This is a genomic window from Ponticoccus litoralis (assembly GCF_039769985.1).
Classification (GTDB): Bacteria; Pseudomonadota; Alphaproteobacteria; order Rhodobacterales; family Rhodobacteraceae; genus Ponticoccus; species Ponticoccus litoralis.
Window position 1 is genome coordinate 694,286 of sequence record NZ_JBDNCH010000002.1, and the last position, 14,908, is coordinate 709,193.

Here is a 14,908-nt window from a genome sequence, read left to right on the forward strand (position 1 = left end):
GGTCCGTGACCCACCGCCCCAAGGTTGCACATCCATGACCGCCACGCTTCGCGCCCCCGTTTCCGCCTGCCCCGCCTGCTCTGCCGCGCCCGCCGCAGAGGCGCTGGCAGAGCGTCCGCCGGTGGACGCCCGCCTGACGCTGTCGCTGCCCACGATCCACTGCGCCGCCTGCATGTCCACGGTGGAACGCGCGCTGACCGCGCACCCGCAGGTACGCGCGGCACGGGTCAACCTGACGCTGAAGCGCGCAACCGTGGATGCGGCGCCCGGCGTGACCGCCGCGGACCTGATCCCGCTGGTCGAGGGCGCGGGCTACGAGGTGCATGAGCTTGACGGCACGGCGCTGAAGGCCACCGCCACCGACCGCGCGGGCCGCGAGTTGCTGATGCGCCTCGCCGTGGCGGGGTTTGCCGCGATGAACGTGATGCTGCTGTCGGTCGCGGTCTGGTCCGGGGCGGATGGGCCGACCCGCGACCTGTTCCACTGGATCTCAGCCGCCATCGTCCTGCCCGCCGTGGGCTTTTCCGCGCAGCCCTTCTTTCGCAACGCCCTGACGGCGCTGCGGGCGCGGGCGCTGAACATGGACGTGCCGATCTCGCTGGCGATCCTGCTGGCGGTGGGCACCTCGCTCTGGGAAACCGCGCTGTCCGGCGAACACGCCTATTTCGACGCCGCCATCACGCTGACCTTCTTCCTGCTGACGGGCCGCTATCTGGATCACCGCACCCGCGCCACCGCCCGCTCTGCCGCCGAGGAACTGGCCGCGCTGGAAGTGCCGCGCGCGCTGCGGGTCGGCCCGGCGGGCGACGAGACCGTGGCCGTGGCCGACCTGCGCGTGGGCGACGTGATCCGCCTGCGACCCGGCGGGCGGATGCCCGTGGACGGGGTGATCGAGGAAGGCACCTCGGAACTGGACCGCTCGCTTTTGACCGGTGAGACCCTGCCGGTGCTGGCCGAGCCGGGCCGCGCCATCAGCGCCGGAGAGGTCAACCTGACCGGCCCGCTGCTGGTGCGGGCGACGGCGGTGGGCCGCGACACCTCGCTGGCGCGGATGGCCGACCTTGTGGCGGTGGCCGAGTCGGGGCGCTCGCGCTACACCTCGCTCGCCGACCGCGCGGCCAAGCTCTATGCGCCGGGGGTGCATATCCTCTCGGCCCTCGCCTTCCTCGGCTGGCTGATCGGGACGGGCGACCTGCGGGTGGCGCTGAACATCGCCGCCGCGGTGCTGATCATCACCTGCCCCTGCGCGCTGGGTCTGGCCGTGCCCGCCGTGACCACCGCCGCCTCGGGGCGGCTGTTCCGGCGCGGGCTGCTGATCAAGGACGCCACCGCGCTGGAGCGGCTGGCGCAGGTGGACACGGTGGTCTTCGACAAGACCGGCACGCTGACTACCGGCACGCCGGAGCTGACCAACATCGCCGACCTGCCCGAAGAGGCCCTGCGCGTGGCCATGGCGCTGGCGCTGGGGTCGGCGCATCCGCTGTCAAGCGCCATCACCACCGCCGCACAGGCCGCCGGGCTGCGCCCCGACAGCGTGAGCGACATCACCGAGGTGCCGGGCCATGGCACCGAAGGCCTGTGGCAGGGCCGCCGCGTGCGCCTTGGCCGCGCCGCCCTGGACCGGGGGCAGCCCACCGAACAGACCGCCGCATGGCTGGCGGTAGAGGGTGAGGCACCGCGCGCCTTCCTGTTCTCGGACCGGCTGCGCGAGGGCGCCGCCGAGGCGGTTGCCGCCCTGCGCGCCTCGGGCATGACGGTGCTGCTGATGTCCGGCGACACGCCCGCCGCCGTCGAAAGCCTGGCCCGCAGGCTGGAGATCCCGCAATGGGTGGCCGAGGCCCTGCCGCAGGACAAAGCCGCCCGGGTCGAGGCGCTGAGCCACGCGGGCGCCCATGTGCTGATGGTGGGCGACGGGTTGAACGACACCGCCGCGCTGACCGCCGCGCATGTCTCGATCTCGCCGGCCTCGGCGCTGGACGCGGCGCGGGTCGCCTCGGACATCGTGCTTCTGGGCCAGAGCCTCGCGCCGATCCCCGAGGCCCTGGGCACGGCACAAAAGGCGGTGAAACGCATCCGCGAGAACTTCTCCGTGGCGACCTGGTACAATATCATCGCCGTGCCGCTGGCGGCGGCGGGCTTCTGCTCTCCGCTGATCGCGGCGCTGGCGATGTCCGTCAGCTCGATCACCGTGTCGCTGAACGCGCTCAGGCTCCGATAGGAGGGTTCATGAACATCCTCACCTACCTCATCCCGATCTCGCTGGTGCTGGGCGGCGCCGGGCTGGGGTTCTTCATCTACACGCTGCGGTCGAACCAATACGACGACCCCGAAGGCGACGCCCGCCGCATCCTGTCCGGCGAATACGACGACCGGCCCAAGCAGGATTGAGGGGGCGCAGGGGTCTGCCGCCGGTTCCGGGGCGGGCCTTCCGGGGGCTCTGCCCCCGCGCTGCGCGCCCCCGGGATATTTCCGGACAGAAGAAGCGGGCTGGGGCGCCTTATGTGCGCCCGAGGATCATGTCAGAGGCCTTTTCGGCGATCATGATGGTGGGTGCGTTGGTATTGCCGCTGCAAATGCGCGGCATGACGCTGGCATCTGCCACGCGCAGGTTGTCCAGTCCGCGGAAGCGCAATTCGGCATCCAGCGGCGCCTCCGTGCCGCCCATGCGCACGGTCGAGACCGGGTGGAAGATCGTGGTGCCGATCTCTCCGGCGGCCCTTGCGAGGTCTTCCTCGGTCTCGAAGGACAGGCCCGGCTTGACCTCTTCGGGCGCGTAGCGGGCCATGGCGGACTGCGCCATGATCCGGCGGGTCAGGCGGATGGCATTGGCCGCCGTGCGGCGGTCGCCCTCGGTCGAGAGGTAATTGGGCGCGATCCGGGGCGCCGCGCGGAAGTCCGGTGAGGTCAGTTGCACCGTCCCCCGGCTTTCGGGGCGCAGGTTGCAGACGCTGGCGGTCAGCGCCGGATAGCTGTGCAGGGGTTCCCCGAAGGCACCGAGGGACAGGGGCTGGACGTGGTATTCCGGGTCCGCCGTGGCCACATCGGGGCGCGATTTCGCGAAGGCGCCCAGCTGCGAGGGCGCCATGGACATCGGGCCGCTGCGGCGCAGCGCGTATTCGGCGCCGATCATGGCCTTGCCCCAGAGCGAATTGGCCAGCGTGTTCAGCGTCTTCGCCCCGGTCAGCCGCCGGAGCAGCGCAGTTGCAGGTGGTCCTGCAGCTCGGCCCCGACGCCGGGGGCATCGAGGCGCAGCGCAACGCCGTTGTCGCGCAGCAGCTCCGCCGGGCCTATGCCCGAGAGTTGCAGGATATGCGGCGAGCCGATGGCCCCCGCCGCCAGCACGACCTCGCCGCCGCTGCGCGCCTCGTGGCGCTGCCCGTCCTTGTGGTAGGCCACGCCGGTCACCCGCCTGCCCTCGAAGAGCAGCCCCGCCACATGGGCGCCGGTCACCACCTGCACGCGATCCTTGGGCGCGCTGCGCAGGAAGGCTTTGGCGGTGTTCATGCGCCAGCCATTGCGCTGGTTGACGCGGAAATAGCCCACGCCCTCGTTGTCGCCGGTGTTGAAGTCGGTGACCTTGGGCAGGCCTTCGGCGGCGGCGGCCTCCGTCCAGTCGTCGAGCACCTGCCAGCGCAGGCGCTGGTTCTCGACCCGCCACTCGCCCCCCGATCCGTGGAAGTCGGACGCGCCATCGACGTAATCCTCGGACTTCAGGAAATAGGGCAGCACGTCCTCCCAGCCCCAGCCCGCCAGCCCCATCTGCCGCCAGCCGTCGTAATCCGCCGCCTGCCCGCGCAGGTAGAGCATGCCGTTGATCGAGGAGCAGCCGCCCAGCACCTTGCCGCGCGGATAGAGCAGCGACCGCCCGTTCAGCCCCGGCTCCTCGGCGGTGCGGAAGCACCAATCGGTGCGCGGGTTGCCGATGCAGTAGAGGTATCCCATCGGGATGTGGATCCAGTGGTAATTGTCGCGCCCCCCGGCCTCGAGCAGCAGGACGCGGCGCCCGCCCTCGGCCAGCCGCTTGGCCAGCACACACCCGGCGCTGCCCGCGCCCACCACGATATGATCCCAGTCTCCCTGCATGCCCGGCCTCCGCTCGCTTGCCGCGATACCTTGGCCCAGCCCGGCGCCGAGGTCCATGTCACCCCGGCGCCCGGTGACGATCCGGCGGGCGGCGACACGGAACGACAGAGCGGCGCTTGCGGGGGCAGGCAGGCGGAGACCGGGGCATCCGCCGTCCGAGGCGGCCGTTGCGAAGACCGTCCGCCGTCACGCCGCCCGGACAACCGCCCCCGGCACCACGGTGCGGCGGAAGCCCCCTGTCACACCGGCAGGGCGGTGGTCTTGAAGACGGTCCGAAGCGCGAAAGAGGATTGCATCTGCGCCACCCCCGGCAGCCGGGTCAGGTACTGGCGGTGGATGCGGGCGAAATCCTCCGTGTCGGCGGCCACGACCTTCAGGATGTAATCCGCCGTCCCCGCCATCAGGTGGCATTCCAGCACGTCCGGCACCCGGGCGACGGCGGTCTCGAAGGCCTCCAGCACCTCGTCGGCCTGCGCATTGAGCGTGATCTCGACAAAGACCGTGGTCGGCATCCCCAGCCGCCGGGCGTCCAGAAGCGCGACGTAGTCGCACACGTAGCCCTCGGCCTCGAGCCGCTGCACGCGGCGATGGCAGGAGGAGGCCGACAGGTTCACCGCGCCCGAAAGGTCGGCATTGGAAATGCGTCCGCGCCTCTGAAGCACGCGCAGGATTCGCCGATCCGTCTCGTCGAGGCTCATGTTGCGAAGGGTCCTTCCGTCACACCCGAATACAGGCGAAGATTCCACCGCCTCGCCGCGCGACACTGCACAATTCCAGCATCCATTTGCAAGCGATCCGTGCCATAAGACGCCCCATCAACAGGAAGGACATTTACATGATCATCGGATGCCCGAAGGAAATCAAACCGCAGGAATTTCGCGTCGGACTTACGCCCAACACCGCGCGCGAGGCTGTCTCTCATGGCCACAAGGTCGTGGTCCAGACCGGTGCGGGGGCGGGGTCCGGCTTTCCCGATGCGGATTACATCGCCGCCGGTGCGCGCATCGCCGATACGGCGGAAGAGATCTTTGCCACCGCCGACATGATCGTCAAGGTCAAGGAACCGCAGGCCGCCGAGCGCAGGATGCTGCGCGAGGGTCAGCTGCTGTTCACCTATCTGCACCTTGCCCCCGATCCCGAGCAGACCAAGGACCTGCTGGCCTCTGGCTGTACCGCCATCGCCTACGAGACGGTGACCGACGCGCGCGGCGGCCTGCCGCTGCTGGCGCCGATGTCCGAGGTCGCGGGCCGTCTGGCGCCGCAGGTCGGCGCATGGTCGCTGCAGAAGGCCAATGGCGGGCGCGGCGTGCTGATGGGCGGCGTGCCGGGCGTGGGCCCGGCCACCGTCGCGGTGATCGGCGGCGGTGTCGTCGGCACCCATGCGGCCCGCATCGCGGCGGGCATGGGCGCGGATGTCACCGTGCTGGACCGCTCGCTGCCGCGGATGCGCTACCTGGACGACCTTTACGGCGGCACCTTCAAGACCCGCTACGCCAGCGCCGGGAACACCGCCGAGCTGGTGGAACAGGCCGATATGGTGATCGGCGCGGTGCTGATCCCCGGCGCCGCCGCGCCCAAGCTGGTGTCGCGCGCGCAGCTCTCGGACATGCGCCCCGGCGCGGTGATCGTCGATGTCGCCATCGACCAGGGCGGCTGCTTCGAGACCTCGCGGGCCACCACCCATCAGGACCCGATCTACGAGGTCGACGGCATCGTGCATTACTGCGTCGCCAACATGCCCGGCGCCGTGGCGCGCACCTCGACCATCGCGCTGACCAACGCGACGATGCCCTTCCTGCTGGACCTCGCCGACAAGGGCTGGCGGCAGGCCTGCGCGGACGATCCGCACCTGCTGCAGGGCCTGAACGTCCACGCCGGCAAGCTGACCTATTACGCCGTGGGCAAGGCGCTTGGGATCGACGTCATGTCGCCGCAGCTTGTCCTGAAGGGCTGAGACCGCCCCCCGCGCGGGGTGCCGGGCGGGGTTGACAGGCCAGAACCCGACGGCCTTCCCGGATGACCCCCGGGGGGCCCGCCGGGTTTTCCCGAGGGGCTTGGCCCCGCGTGCAATCAGGCTAGGGTGCCGACCGACTGAGAAGAGGAAGGGAATCGCCATGGGACTGACAGTCTACCTGTCCGGAGAGATCCACACCGACTGGCGCGAGCGCGTCATCGAGGGCGCCGAGGGGCTGGATGTGACATTCACCGTGCCGGTCACCGACCACGCGGCCAGCGACGATTGCGGCGTGACGATCCTTGGCGCCGAGCCGGACAAGTTCTGGCACGACCGCAAGGGCGCGCTGGTGAACGCCATCCGCACCCGCAAGGGGCTGGAGGACGCCGATGTGGTCGTGGTGCGCTTCGGCACGCAGTACAAGCAGTGGAACGCAGCCTTCGACGCGGGCTTTGCCGCCGCGCTGGGGAAGTCGCTGATCGTCCTGCAACCGCCGGAACACGACCACGCCCTGAAAGAGGTCAACGCCGCCGCCATGGCGGTTGCGCGCGAACCCGAAGAGGTGGTGCAGATCCTGCGCTACGTCCTGACGGGCACGCTGCCGGGCTGAGCCCTGCGGGCCGGGTGCGAAGGGGCAAGCACGCCCGCCCCTTCGCGCCGGTTCAGGAACCTTCCGCCGGGATCTTCATGCCACGCTGCACGGCGGGCCGCGCCATGAAGCGCTCCACATAGGCCACGGCGCGCGGGTGATCACCCCAGCCCACCGCCTCTTTCACGCCGTAGAAATCCAGCGCGTTCAGCCAGGGCGCCAGCGCCATATCGGCGATGGAGTAATCCCCGGCGATCCAGTCGCGCCCCTCCAGCCGCGTCTCGATCACGTTCAGCAGGCGCCCGGCCTCGGTGACATAGCGCTCTCGCGGGCGCGGGTCCTCGATGTCCTTCCCGGCGAACTTGCTGAAGTAGCCAAGCTGCCCGAACATCGGCCCGACGCCACCCATCTGGAACATCAGCCATTGCGTGACCTCGGTGACGCTCCGCCGCCGTCGCGCCGCCGAACTGCCCGGTCTTCTCGGCGAGATACAGCAGGATGGCGCCGGATTCGAACAGTGCAAGCGGCGCGCCATCCGGCCCGTCCGGGTCGATGATCGCCGGGATCTTGTTGTTCGGGTTGAGGCTCAGGAACTCGGGGCTTCGGACGTCCGCGTCCGACAACCCGACGCGGTGCGGCTCGTAGGGCAGGCCCGTCTCTTCGAGCATGATGGCGATCTTCACGCCATTGGGCGTGGGGAAGGAATAGAGCTGCAACCGGTCGGGACGCTGCGCGGGCCAGCGGGCGTTGATGGGATGCGAGGTAACGTCGAGCATGATGGGGGTCCTTTCGGGAGGCATTCGACGGGAAATCTAGGCCCCCTGTCCGGTTTTTGCACTTGCCGGATTGTGCGAAGGCGCAGGCCACGTGTTAATGAAACCGTGCGCGGCGTCAAAAGGACGGCGCAGGGGACTTTGGGAAAACCGACATGATACAGGAATTCAAGGACTTCATCGCCAAGGGCAATGTCATGGACATGGCCGTCGGCATCATCATCGGCGCGGCCTTTACCGCGATCGTGACGTCTTTGGTCGGGGATATCATCAACCCGATCATCGCGCTGTTCACCGGCGGGATCGACTTCTCGGGCTGGTTCTACCCGCTCGACGGCAACGAATACGCCTCGCTCGAAGCGGCGTCCGAGGCCGGGGCGCCGGTCTTTGCCGTCGGCAGCTTCATCATGGCGGTGATCAACTTCTTCATCATCGCCTTTGTCGTCTTCATGCTGGTGAAGATGGTGAACCGCGTGAAGGCCGCGGCGGAAAAGCCCGACGAGGTCGCACCCGAGGTCAAGACCGGCCCGTCGGAGCTGGATGTGCTGCTGGAAATCCGCGACGCGCTGAAACGCTGAGCTTCGGGCATCTTGCACGACCCCAAGGCCCCGCCCCTTCGGCGGGGCTTTTTTGGGAACGGGCTGGCCTGCCCCGCCTCACGCAAAACCCCGGCGCGTGCCGTCCCGAGCCTGCCCCGCACCGGCCCCGGCTGCAAGGCCGCCAAGTCCGGCAGGCGAAGCACAGCCCGCATGGCGGCAATGCGCGGTATCGGCGCCCTGCGCGGGTTGCGGGCCTGTGTCCGGGGCGCTATCACCCGCGCACGTCAACGCCTGCCGGGGGATCGAATGCCCAAAGCCCTGAAATTGGCCACCGGAAGCCTTGCCGTAGGCCTTCTTGTCCTCCTGATCAAAACGCTGGCCTGGTGGCTGACCGGCTCTGTCGCGCTGCTGTCGGACGCGCTGGAAAGCATCGTCAACGTGGCGACCGCCGTGGCCGCGCTGGTCGCACTGCGCATCGCCGCGGCGCCCGCCGATGCCGACCACCCCTTCGGCCACCACAAGGCGGAGTATTTCAGCGCCGTCATGGAAGGCGTGCTGATCGTCATCGCCGCCATCCTGATCCTGCGCGAGGCCTGGGGCGCATGGCAGGCGCCGCAACCGATGACGGAACCGGGGCTGGGACTGGCGCTGGTGGCGGTTGCAAGCGTGATCAACGGCGCATGGGCCTTCGTGCTGGTCCGGCGCGGGCGGGCGCTGCGCTCTCCGGCGCTGGTCGCGGACGGCCAGCATCTCTGGGCGGACGTGGTCACCTCTGCCGGGGTCTCGGTGGGGCTTCTGGGGGCGCTGGTCACCGGCTGGCACTGGCTGGACCCGCTGATGGCGGCGGCGGTCGCGGTGCATATCCTCTGGTCGGGCTGGCAGGTGGTGCGCGGGTCGGTCGGCGGGCTGATGGACGAAAGCGTGCCTGATACGGACCTGGAACAGATGCGCACGGTGATCTCGGAGCATGCCGAGGGCGCGGTCGAGGCCCACGACCTGCGGGCAAGGCACGCCGGCCAGGCGACCTTCGTGGAGTTCCACCTGGTGGTGCCGGGCGAGATGTCGGTCGACAGCGCCCATGACATCTGCGACCGGGTCGAGGCGGCGCTGAAGGCGGCCTTCGAGGGCTGCCGGATCACCATCCACGTCGAGCCCGAGCACAAGGCAAAGCACAGCGGCATCGTGGTGCTCTGAAGCGCCCGCCTTGCCCCGCAGCCTGCCGCCGAACGGCTGGCGCGATGCGGGGCGCCGATGTGCCGGGACGCGGCAGGCCTGTCAGGGTGCGATGTCACGGGTTGGTGACGCGACATTGCAGAAGCCTGCACAGCGCCGTTTCGCCAGGGTGACGACCGGGCGCCACTGGCGAGGATGGAGGGGGCGCTGCCCCCGCTGCGCTCCCCCGAGGGTATTTGGACCAAGAAGAAACACAGGGGGGCGGCAGGTCGGGGCCGCGCGACGGGCGGCGGCGGTCGAAGACCCTTGCCGGCATATGGGCTGCGCCGGGGGCTCCGGGGCGGTGGGTCCGGCGCGGGTGAGAGGGCCCGTGCCGGATCAGGTGGCTGTGTCCGGTGTCATCGATGATCTGCGCGGGCCGGGGCACCGGCCCAGAGCATCCGGGCAGAGAGGGGCGGCCCCGCGCGGGACCGCCCCGGTTCGTTCAGCCGTCCTTGCGGATGGTTTCGTTCTTCGGATCGTAAGGGCTGTCCTCGGTGATCTCGGCATCCCAGAGCGCGTCGAGGATCTTCACCTTCAGCCCGGTGCCGACGACGGCCTGCTCGGGCTTGACGTAGCCCATGCCGATGGACTTGCCGAAGGCCACCGAGTAGCCGCCCGAGGTCAGGCGACCGACGCGCTCGCCCTCGGGGGTATACAGCACCTCGCGGCCCTGGGGATCGGCGTCCTCCGGGCCGTCGATCAGCATGGTCACGCACTTGGAGCGGATGCCCGTGGCCTCCATCGCCTCTTTGCCGTGGAAATCCTTGGACAGGTCGACGAAGCGCGGCAGATCGGCCTCGAGCGGGGTGGCGTCGCGGCCAAGCTCGTTGCCGAAGGCGCGGTAGCTCTTTTCCTGCCGCAGCCAGTTCTGCGCGCGGGCGCCGACCGGCCTGATGCCGTGCTTCTCACCCGCCGCCATGAGCTGATCCCAGAGGTAGGCGCCCATCTCGACGGGGAAGTGCAGTTCCCAGCCAAGCTCGCCGGTATAGGCCACACGGATCGCATTGACCGGGCACATGCCCAGTTCGATCCGGCGCGCCGAGAGCCGGGGAAACGCTTGTTCGACAGGGCGGTTTCCGGCTCCGCGTCGCGGATCAGCTCCGCCAGAACGGCGCGCGACTTCGGCCCCGCGATGGCGTAGACGCCCCACTGCGTGGTCACGTCCTGCACGATGACCAGCTTGCCGGTCTCGGCCATGAAGTCCTCGACCGCCTTTTGCAGGAAGTCGCTGTCATAGGCCTGCCACGCGCCCGCCGAGACGAGGTAGTAGTCGTTCTCGCCGTTGCGGACGATGGTGTATTCCGTGCGCGTCGTGCCCTTGGACGTCAGCGCGTAGGTCAGGTTGATGCGGCCCACCTTGGGCAGCCTGTTGCAGGTGAAGAGGTCGAGGAACTCGGTCGCGCCGGGGCCCTTCACCGTGTGCTTGGTGAAGGCGGTGGCGTCGATCAGGCCGACGCCCTCGCGGATCGCCCCGGCCTCTTCGACGGCATACGGCCACCAGCCGCCACGGCGGAAGGACCGCGCGTCGTGGTCGAAATTCTCATCCGCATCCAGCGGGCCGTAGTAGTTCGGACGTTCCCAGCCGTTGACGCAGCCGAACTGCGCGCCAAGCGCCTTCTGCCGGTCGTAGGCGGGGGCGGTGCGCAGCGGGCGGGCCGCCGGGCGCTCTTCGTCCGGATGGTGCAGGACATAGACGTGGTCGTAGGCCTCTTCGTTCTTCTTCACCGCCCATTCGGTCGTCTGCCAGGCGCCGAAGCGCTTGGGGTCCAGCGAGGCCATGTCGATCTCGGCCTCGCCGTCCACCATCATCTGGGCAAGGTAGTAGCCCGCGCCACCGGCGGCGGTGATCCCGAAGGAGAAGCCCTCGGCCAGCCACATGTTGCGCAGGCCCGGCGCCGGGCCGATCAGCGGGTTGCCGTCGGGCGTGTAGCAGATCGGGCCGTTGAAGTCGTCCTTGAGGCCCACCTCTTCGGACGAGGGGATGCGGTGGATGAAGGACATGTATTCCTCTTCGATCCGCTCGAGGTCGAGCGGGAAGAGGTCGGCCCGGAAGCTGTCCGGCACACCGTACTGGAAGCGCGCGGGGGCGCCCCGCTCATAGGGGCCGAGGATCCAGCCGCCGCGCTCTTCGCGGACGTACCACTTGGCGTCGGCGTCGCGGATCACCGGGTGCTGGTCGTTGTTCTTGCGGTATTCGACCAGCGCCGGGTCGGGCTCTGTCACGATGAACTGGTGCTCGACCGGGATGGCGGGCGTGCGAATGCCCAGCAGTTTCGCGGTCTTCTGCGCATGGTTGCCGGTGGCAGTGACCACATGCTCGGCGGTGATGGTGATCTGCTCCTCGGAGGGCACGAGGTTGCCGCCCTTCTCGACCATCTTGGTGCAGGTCACCTGCCATTCCGAGCCGGTCCAGTGGTAACCGTCCACCTGCCACTTGCGCTCGATCGTGACGCCGCGCTGGCGGGCGCCCTTGGCCATGGCCATCGTCACGTCCGCCGGATTGATGTAGCCGTCGGTCGGGTGGTAGAGCGCGCCCTTCAGATCCCCGGTGTTGATCAGCGGCCAGCGCTGCTTGATCTCGTCGGGGGTCATCCAGGCGTAGGGCACGCCGCAGGTCTCTGCGGTGGTGGCATAGACGCGGTATTCGTCCATGCGCGCCTCGGTCTGCGCCATGCGCAGGTTGCCCACCACGAAGAAGCCCGCGTCCAGCCCTGTCTCTTCCTCCAGCGTCTTGTAGAACTTGATCGAGTAGTCGTGGATGTGGGTCGTCGCATAGGACATGTTGAAATAGGGCAAGAGGCCCGCGGCGTGCCAGGTGCTGCCGCTCGTCAGCTCGTCACGCTCCAGCAGCATGACATCCTGCCACCCGGCCTTGGCGAGGTGGTAGGCGATAGAGGTGCCGACGGCGCCACCACCGACAACAAGGGCTTTGACATGGGTCTTCATCGGGCAGGACTCCGGCGCTTGCGTTTCAACTCTTCCCTTTTAGCGAATCCATGGCCGCGCGCAGAGCGCACCCGACGCCTGACCGCATGAAACCGACAGAGCCTGCGCCGCCCGGGGTTATCTGCGCCGCAGGGCTGTCCGGCCCGGCCATCGGCGGATCGGGGCCGCGCGGCACCGGCAGGCCCTGCAGCCTGGCCACCCGGTCCCCGGTTGCCAGGCCGCGCCGCCGCCGCGGCCCCGCGGAGGCCGGTAGCCTGCCCTCGCCCGCCCCCCGCGCCATCATCACACGGGACCGGCCTCCGGCAAATCCTTGCTGATTTGCCATGTACGGGGCCTTTCGCATCGCCGGACCCGGGCCTATAAGGACGACTGGCCCCGGCTGTCAGAGTCGCGGGCCCCTGAGGCAATGGGGCAGGACACTATGTTTGGACTGGACGGACTCATGGGCATGTTCTCTTCGGACATGGCCATCGACCTTGGCACGGCGAATACCCTCGTCTACGTGAAGGGCAAGGGTGTCGTCCTGTCGGAACCTTCCGTGGTGGCTTACCACATCAAGGACGGCCAAAAGAAGGTTCTGGCGGTCGGTGAGGATGCCAAGCTGATGCTGGGCCGGACCCCGGGCAGCATCGAGGCGATCCGCCCGATGCGCGAAGGCGTGATCGCGGATTTCGACACCGCCGAGGCGATGATCAAGGAATTCATCCGCAAGGTGCACCGTCGCTCGACCTTCTCGAAGCCCAAGATCATCGTCTGCGTGCCGCATGGCGCCACCCCGGTCGAAAAACGCGCCATCCGCCAGTCGGTGCTCTCGGCGGGCGCCCGCAAGGCCGGGCTGATCGCCGAGCCCATCGCGGCGGCCATCGGCGCGGGCATGCCGATCACCGATCCGACCGGCAATATGGTCGTGGATATCGGCGGCGGCACCACCGAGGTGGCGGTCCTGTCGCTGGGCGACATCGTCTATGCGCGCTCTGTGCGAGGTCGGCGGCGACCGCATGGACGAGGCCATCGTCAACTACCTGCGCCGCCAGCAGAACCTCCTGGTGGGCGATTCCACCGCCGAGCGCATCAAGACCTCGATCGGCACCGCGCGCATGCCCGACGACGGACGCGGCAGCAGCATGCAGATCCGGGGCCGCGACCTGCTGAACGGCGTGCCCAAGGAAACCGAAATCAGCCAGGCGCAGGTCGCCGAGGCGCTCTCGGAACCGGTGCAGCAGATCTGCGAGGCGGTGATGACCGCGCTCGAAGCCACGCCGCCGGACCTTGCCGCCGACATCGTCGACCGGGGTGTCATGCTGACCGGCGGAGGCGCCCTTCTCGGCGACCTCGACCTCGCCCTGCGCGAACAGACCGGGCTTGCCGTCTCCATCGCCGACGAGTCGCTGAACTGCGTGGCTCTGGGCACCGGAAAGGCACTGGAATACGAAAAGCAGCTGCGCCACGCCATCGACTACGACAGCTGAGCGCCATCCGCGCGTCGACCAGCGGCGCGCCCTCTGCACCGGCGCCAGGGCGCGGCGCCGCTTCTCTTCTTCTGTCCGGAAATATCCCGGAGGGGTCCGGGGAGGCAGCGCCTCCCCGGCCGGTCGCCTGCGCAGCGCGCAGGCGAAACCCCGGAATGCGCAACTCTCCACCGATCCGGCCCAAGGCGCGCTTTGGCGCATTGCACCGGCCTGTAAACTGTACCAACTGCCCCGAACGCGGTAAAACGCGCGAGATCCAGCACCGGAGCCCGATGGCCAGCGACCGCAGCAACCCGGACGATTTCACCGCCCCGCTGAAGCGTCTGCTTCTGGCGATCCTCGTGCTGTGTCTCGGCGGCATCTTCCTGGTTTGGCGCATCGACAGCCCGCGGGTCGAACGGTTCCGCGCCCATGTGATCGACGCCGTCGTGCCGCGCATGGACTGGGCCATGGCACCGGTCACCGGCACGGTGCGGCTGTTCCGCGACTTCCAGTCCTACCAGCGCCTGCACGAGCAGAACCAGGAGCTGCGCCGCGAGTTGCGCCAGATGACCGCCTGGAAAGAGGCCGCGCTGCAGCTGGAGCAGGAAAACGCCCGGCTGCGCGATCTCAACAACGTCCAGCTGGACCCGCGCCTGACCTATATCACCGCCGTTGTCCTGGCCGACTCCGGCTCGCCCTTCCGGCAGTCGGCGCTGATCAATGTCGGCTCGCGCGACGGCATCGTCGATGGCTGGGCGACGATGGACGGCATCGGCCTCGTCGGCCGGATTTCTGGCGTCGGCAACAACACCAGCCGGGTGATCCTGCTGACCGATGCCAGCAGCCGCATCCCGGCGGAAATCCAGCCCTCGGGGCAGCGGGCCCTGGTGGTCGGCGACAATACCGCCGCGCCCCCCATCGACTTTCTGGAAAACCCCGACCTCGTGCGCCCCGGCGACCGCATCGTCACCTCGGGCGACGGCGAGGTCTTCCCCCCGGCCTGCTGATCGGACAGGTGGCGCAGGATCCGGGCGGGCGTCTGCGCGTGCGGCTGTCGGCGGATTACGAGCGGCTGGAATTCCTGCGCGTGCTGCGCGACCACGGCGCCCATCGCGTCTCCGGCCCCTCGTCGCTGATCCTGCCGGAGGTGCCCCCCGGCGCCCTGTCCGAGGCGGAAGAAAGCCCCGCCCCCGCGGAGGCCGCTAGCGCCATGGCAGAGAACAGCCCCGCCCGGCTCTGGTCCATGCGCCTTGTCTATCTCGCGCTGGCGCTGCTGATCGCCTTTGTCCACCTGCTGCCGATGCAGACCCTGCCCGAAGCCGCCTCGCCGGGCCGGACCTGCTGACGACGCTGACCTT

The 14,908-nt window shown here is 69.1% G+C and carries 7 protein-coding genes and 5 pseudogenes; 8 read left to right on the top strand and 4 right to left on the bottom strand.

Annotated elements, in window-relative coordinates:
- The first annotated feature begins 34 nt into the window (after positions 1-34).
- The gene (locus ABFB10_RS04435; protein ID WP_347165576.1) at positions 35-2,218 is read left to right on the top strand and encodes a heavy metal translocating P-type ATPase; all 2,184 of its coding nucleotides are present in this window, start codon (positions 35-37) and stop codon (positions 2,216-2,218) included.
- Between the two features lie 8 nt (positions 2,219-2,226).
- Complete coding sequence (ccoS, locus tag ABFB10_RS04440) at positions 2,227-2,388, top strand: cbb3-type cytochrome oxidase assembly protein CcoS (RefSeq protein WP_206564671.1); 162 nt, start codon at positions 2,227-2,229, stop codon at positions 2,386-2,388.
- Between the two features lie 109 nt (positions 2,389-2,497).
- Here the strand turns inward: ccoS and ABFB10_RS04445 are convergent.
- Positions 2,498-4,083: pseudogene (locus ABFB10_RS04445) on the bottom strand (GMC family oxidoreductase).
- A 239-nt stretch (positions 4,084-4,322) separates the two neighbouring features.
- Complete coding sequence (locus ABFB10_RS04450) at positions 4,323-4,781, bottom strand: Lrp/AsnC family transcriptional regulator (protein WP_347165577.1); 459 nt, start codon at positions 4,779-4,781, stop codon at positions 4,323-4,325.
- 137 nt (positions 4,782-4,918) lie between these two features.
- Here ABFB10_RS04450 and ald point away from each other — a divergent pair, with 137 nt between their 5' ends.
- Together ald and ABFB10_RS04460 are read left to right on the top strand one after the other, a co-directional pair.
- Positions 4,919-6,037 (top strand): alanine dehydrogenase, encoded by a 1,119-nt coding sequence (gene ald / locus ABFB10_RS04455; RefSeq protein WP_347165578.1) that lies wholly within the window; start codon positions 4,919-4,921, stop codon positions 6,035-6,037.
- Positions 6,038-6,197: 160 nt separating this feature from the next.
- Complete coding sequence (locus tag ABFB10_RS04460; RefSeq protein WP_347165579.1) at positions 6,198-6,647, top strand: YtoQ family protein; 450 nt, start codon at positions 6,198-6,200, stop codon at positions 6,645-6,647.
- 52 nt (positions 6,648-6,699) lie between these two features.
- Here the strand turns inward: ABFB10_RS04460 and ABFB10_RS04465 are convergent.
- A pseudogene (locus tag ABFB10_RS04465) lies at positions 6,700-7,402 on the bottom strand (glutathione S-transferase family protein).
- A 152-nt stretch (positions 7,403-7,554) separates the two neighbouring features.
- Between ABFB10_RS04465 and mscL the strand changes: the two are divergent.
- Both mscL and ABFB10_RS04475 read left to right on the top strand, forming a co-directional pair.
- Positions 7,555-7,977 (top strand): large conductance mechanosensitive channel protein MscL, encoded by a 423-nt coding sequence (gene mscL / locus ABFB10_RS04470; RefSeq protein ID WP_347165580.1) that lies wholly within the window; start codon positions 7,555-7,557, stop codon positions 7,975-7,977.
- A 267-nt stretch (positions 7,978-8,244) separates the two neighbouring features.
- Positions 8,245-9,132, top strand: a complete 888-nt coding sequence (locus ABFB10_RS04475; RefSeq protein WP_347165581.1) for a cation diffusion facilitator family transporter — start codon at positions 8,245-8,247, stop codon at positions 9,130-9,132.
- Between the two features lie 463 nt (positions 9,133-9,595).
- Here ABFB10_RS04475 and ABFB10_RS04480 read toward each other — a convergent pair.
- Positions 9,596-12,099: pseudogene (locus ABFB10_RS04480) on the bottom strand (GcvT family protein).
- 421 nt (positions 12,100-12,520) lie between these two features.
- On the opposite strand from ABFB10_RS04480, the pseudogene ABFB10_RS04485 reads away from it, so the two are divergent.
- Together ABFB10_RS04485 and mreC are read left to right on the top strand one after the other, a co-directional pair.
- Positions 12,521-13,568 (top strand): annotated as a pseudogene (locus ABFB10_RS04485) (rod shape-determining protein).
- Between the two features lie 272 nt (positions 13,569-13,840).
- Positions 13,841-14,754: pseudogene (gene mreC / locus ABFB10_RS04490) on the top strand (rod shape-determining protein MreC); the annotation flags it as partial.
- Positions 14,755-14,908 lie beyond the last annotated feature (154 nt).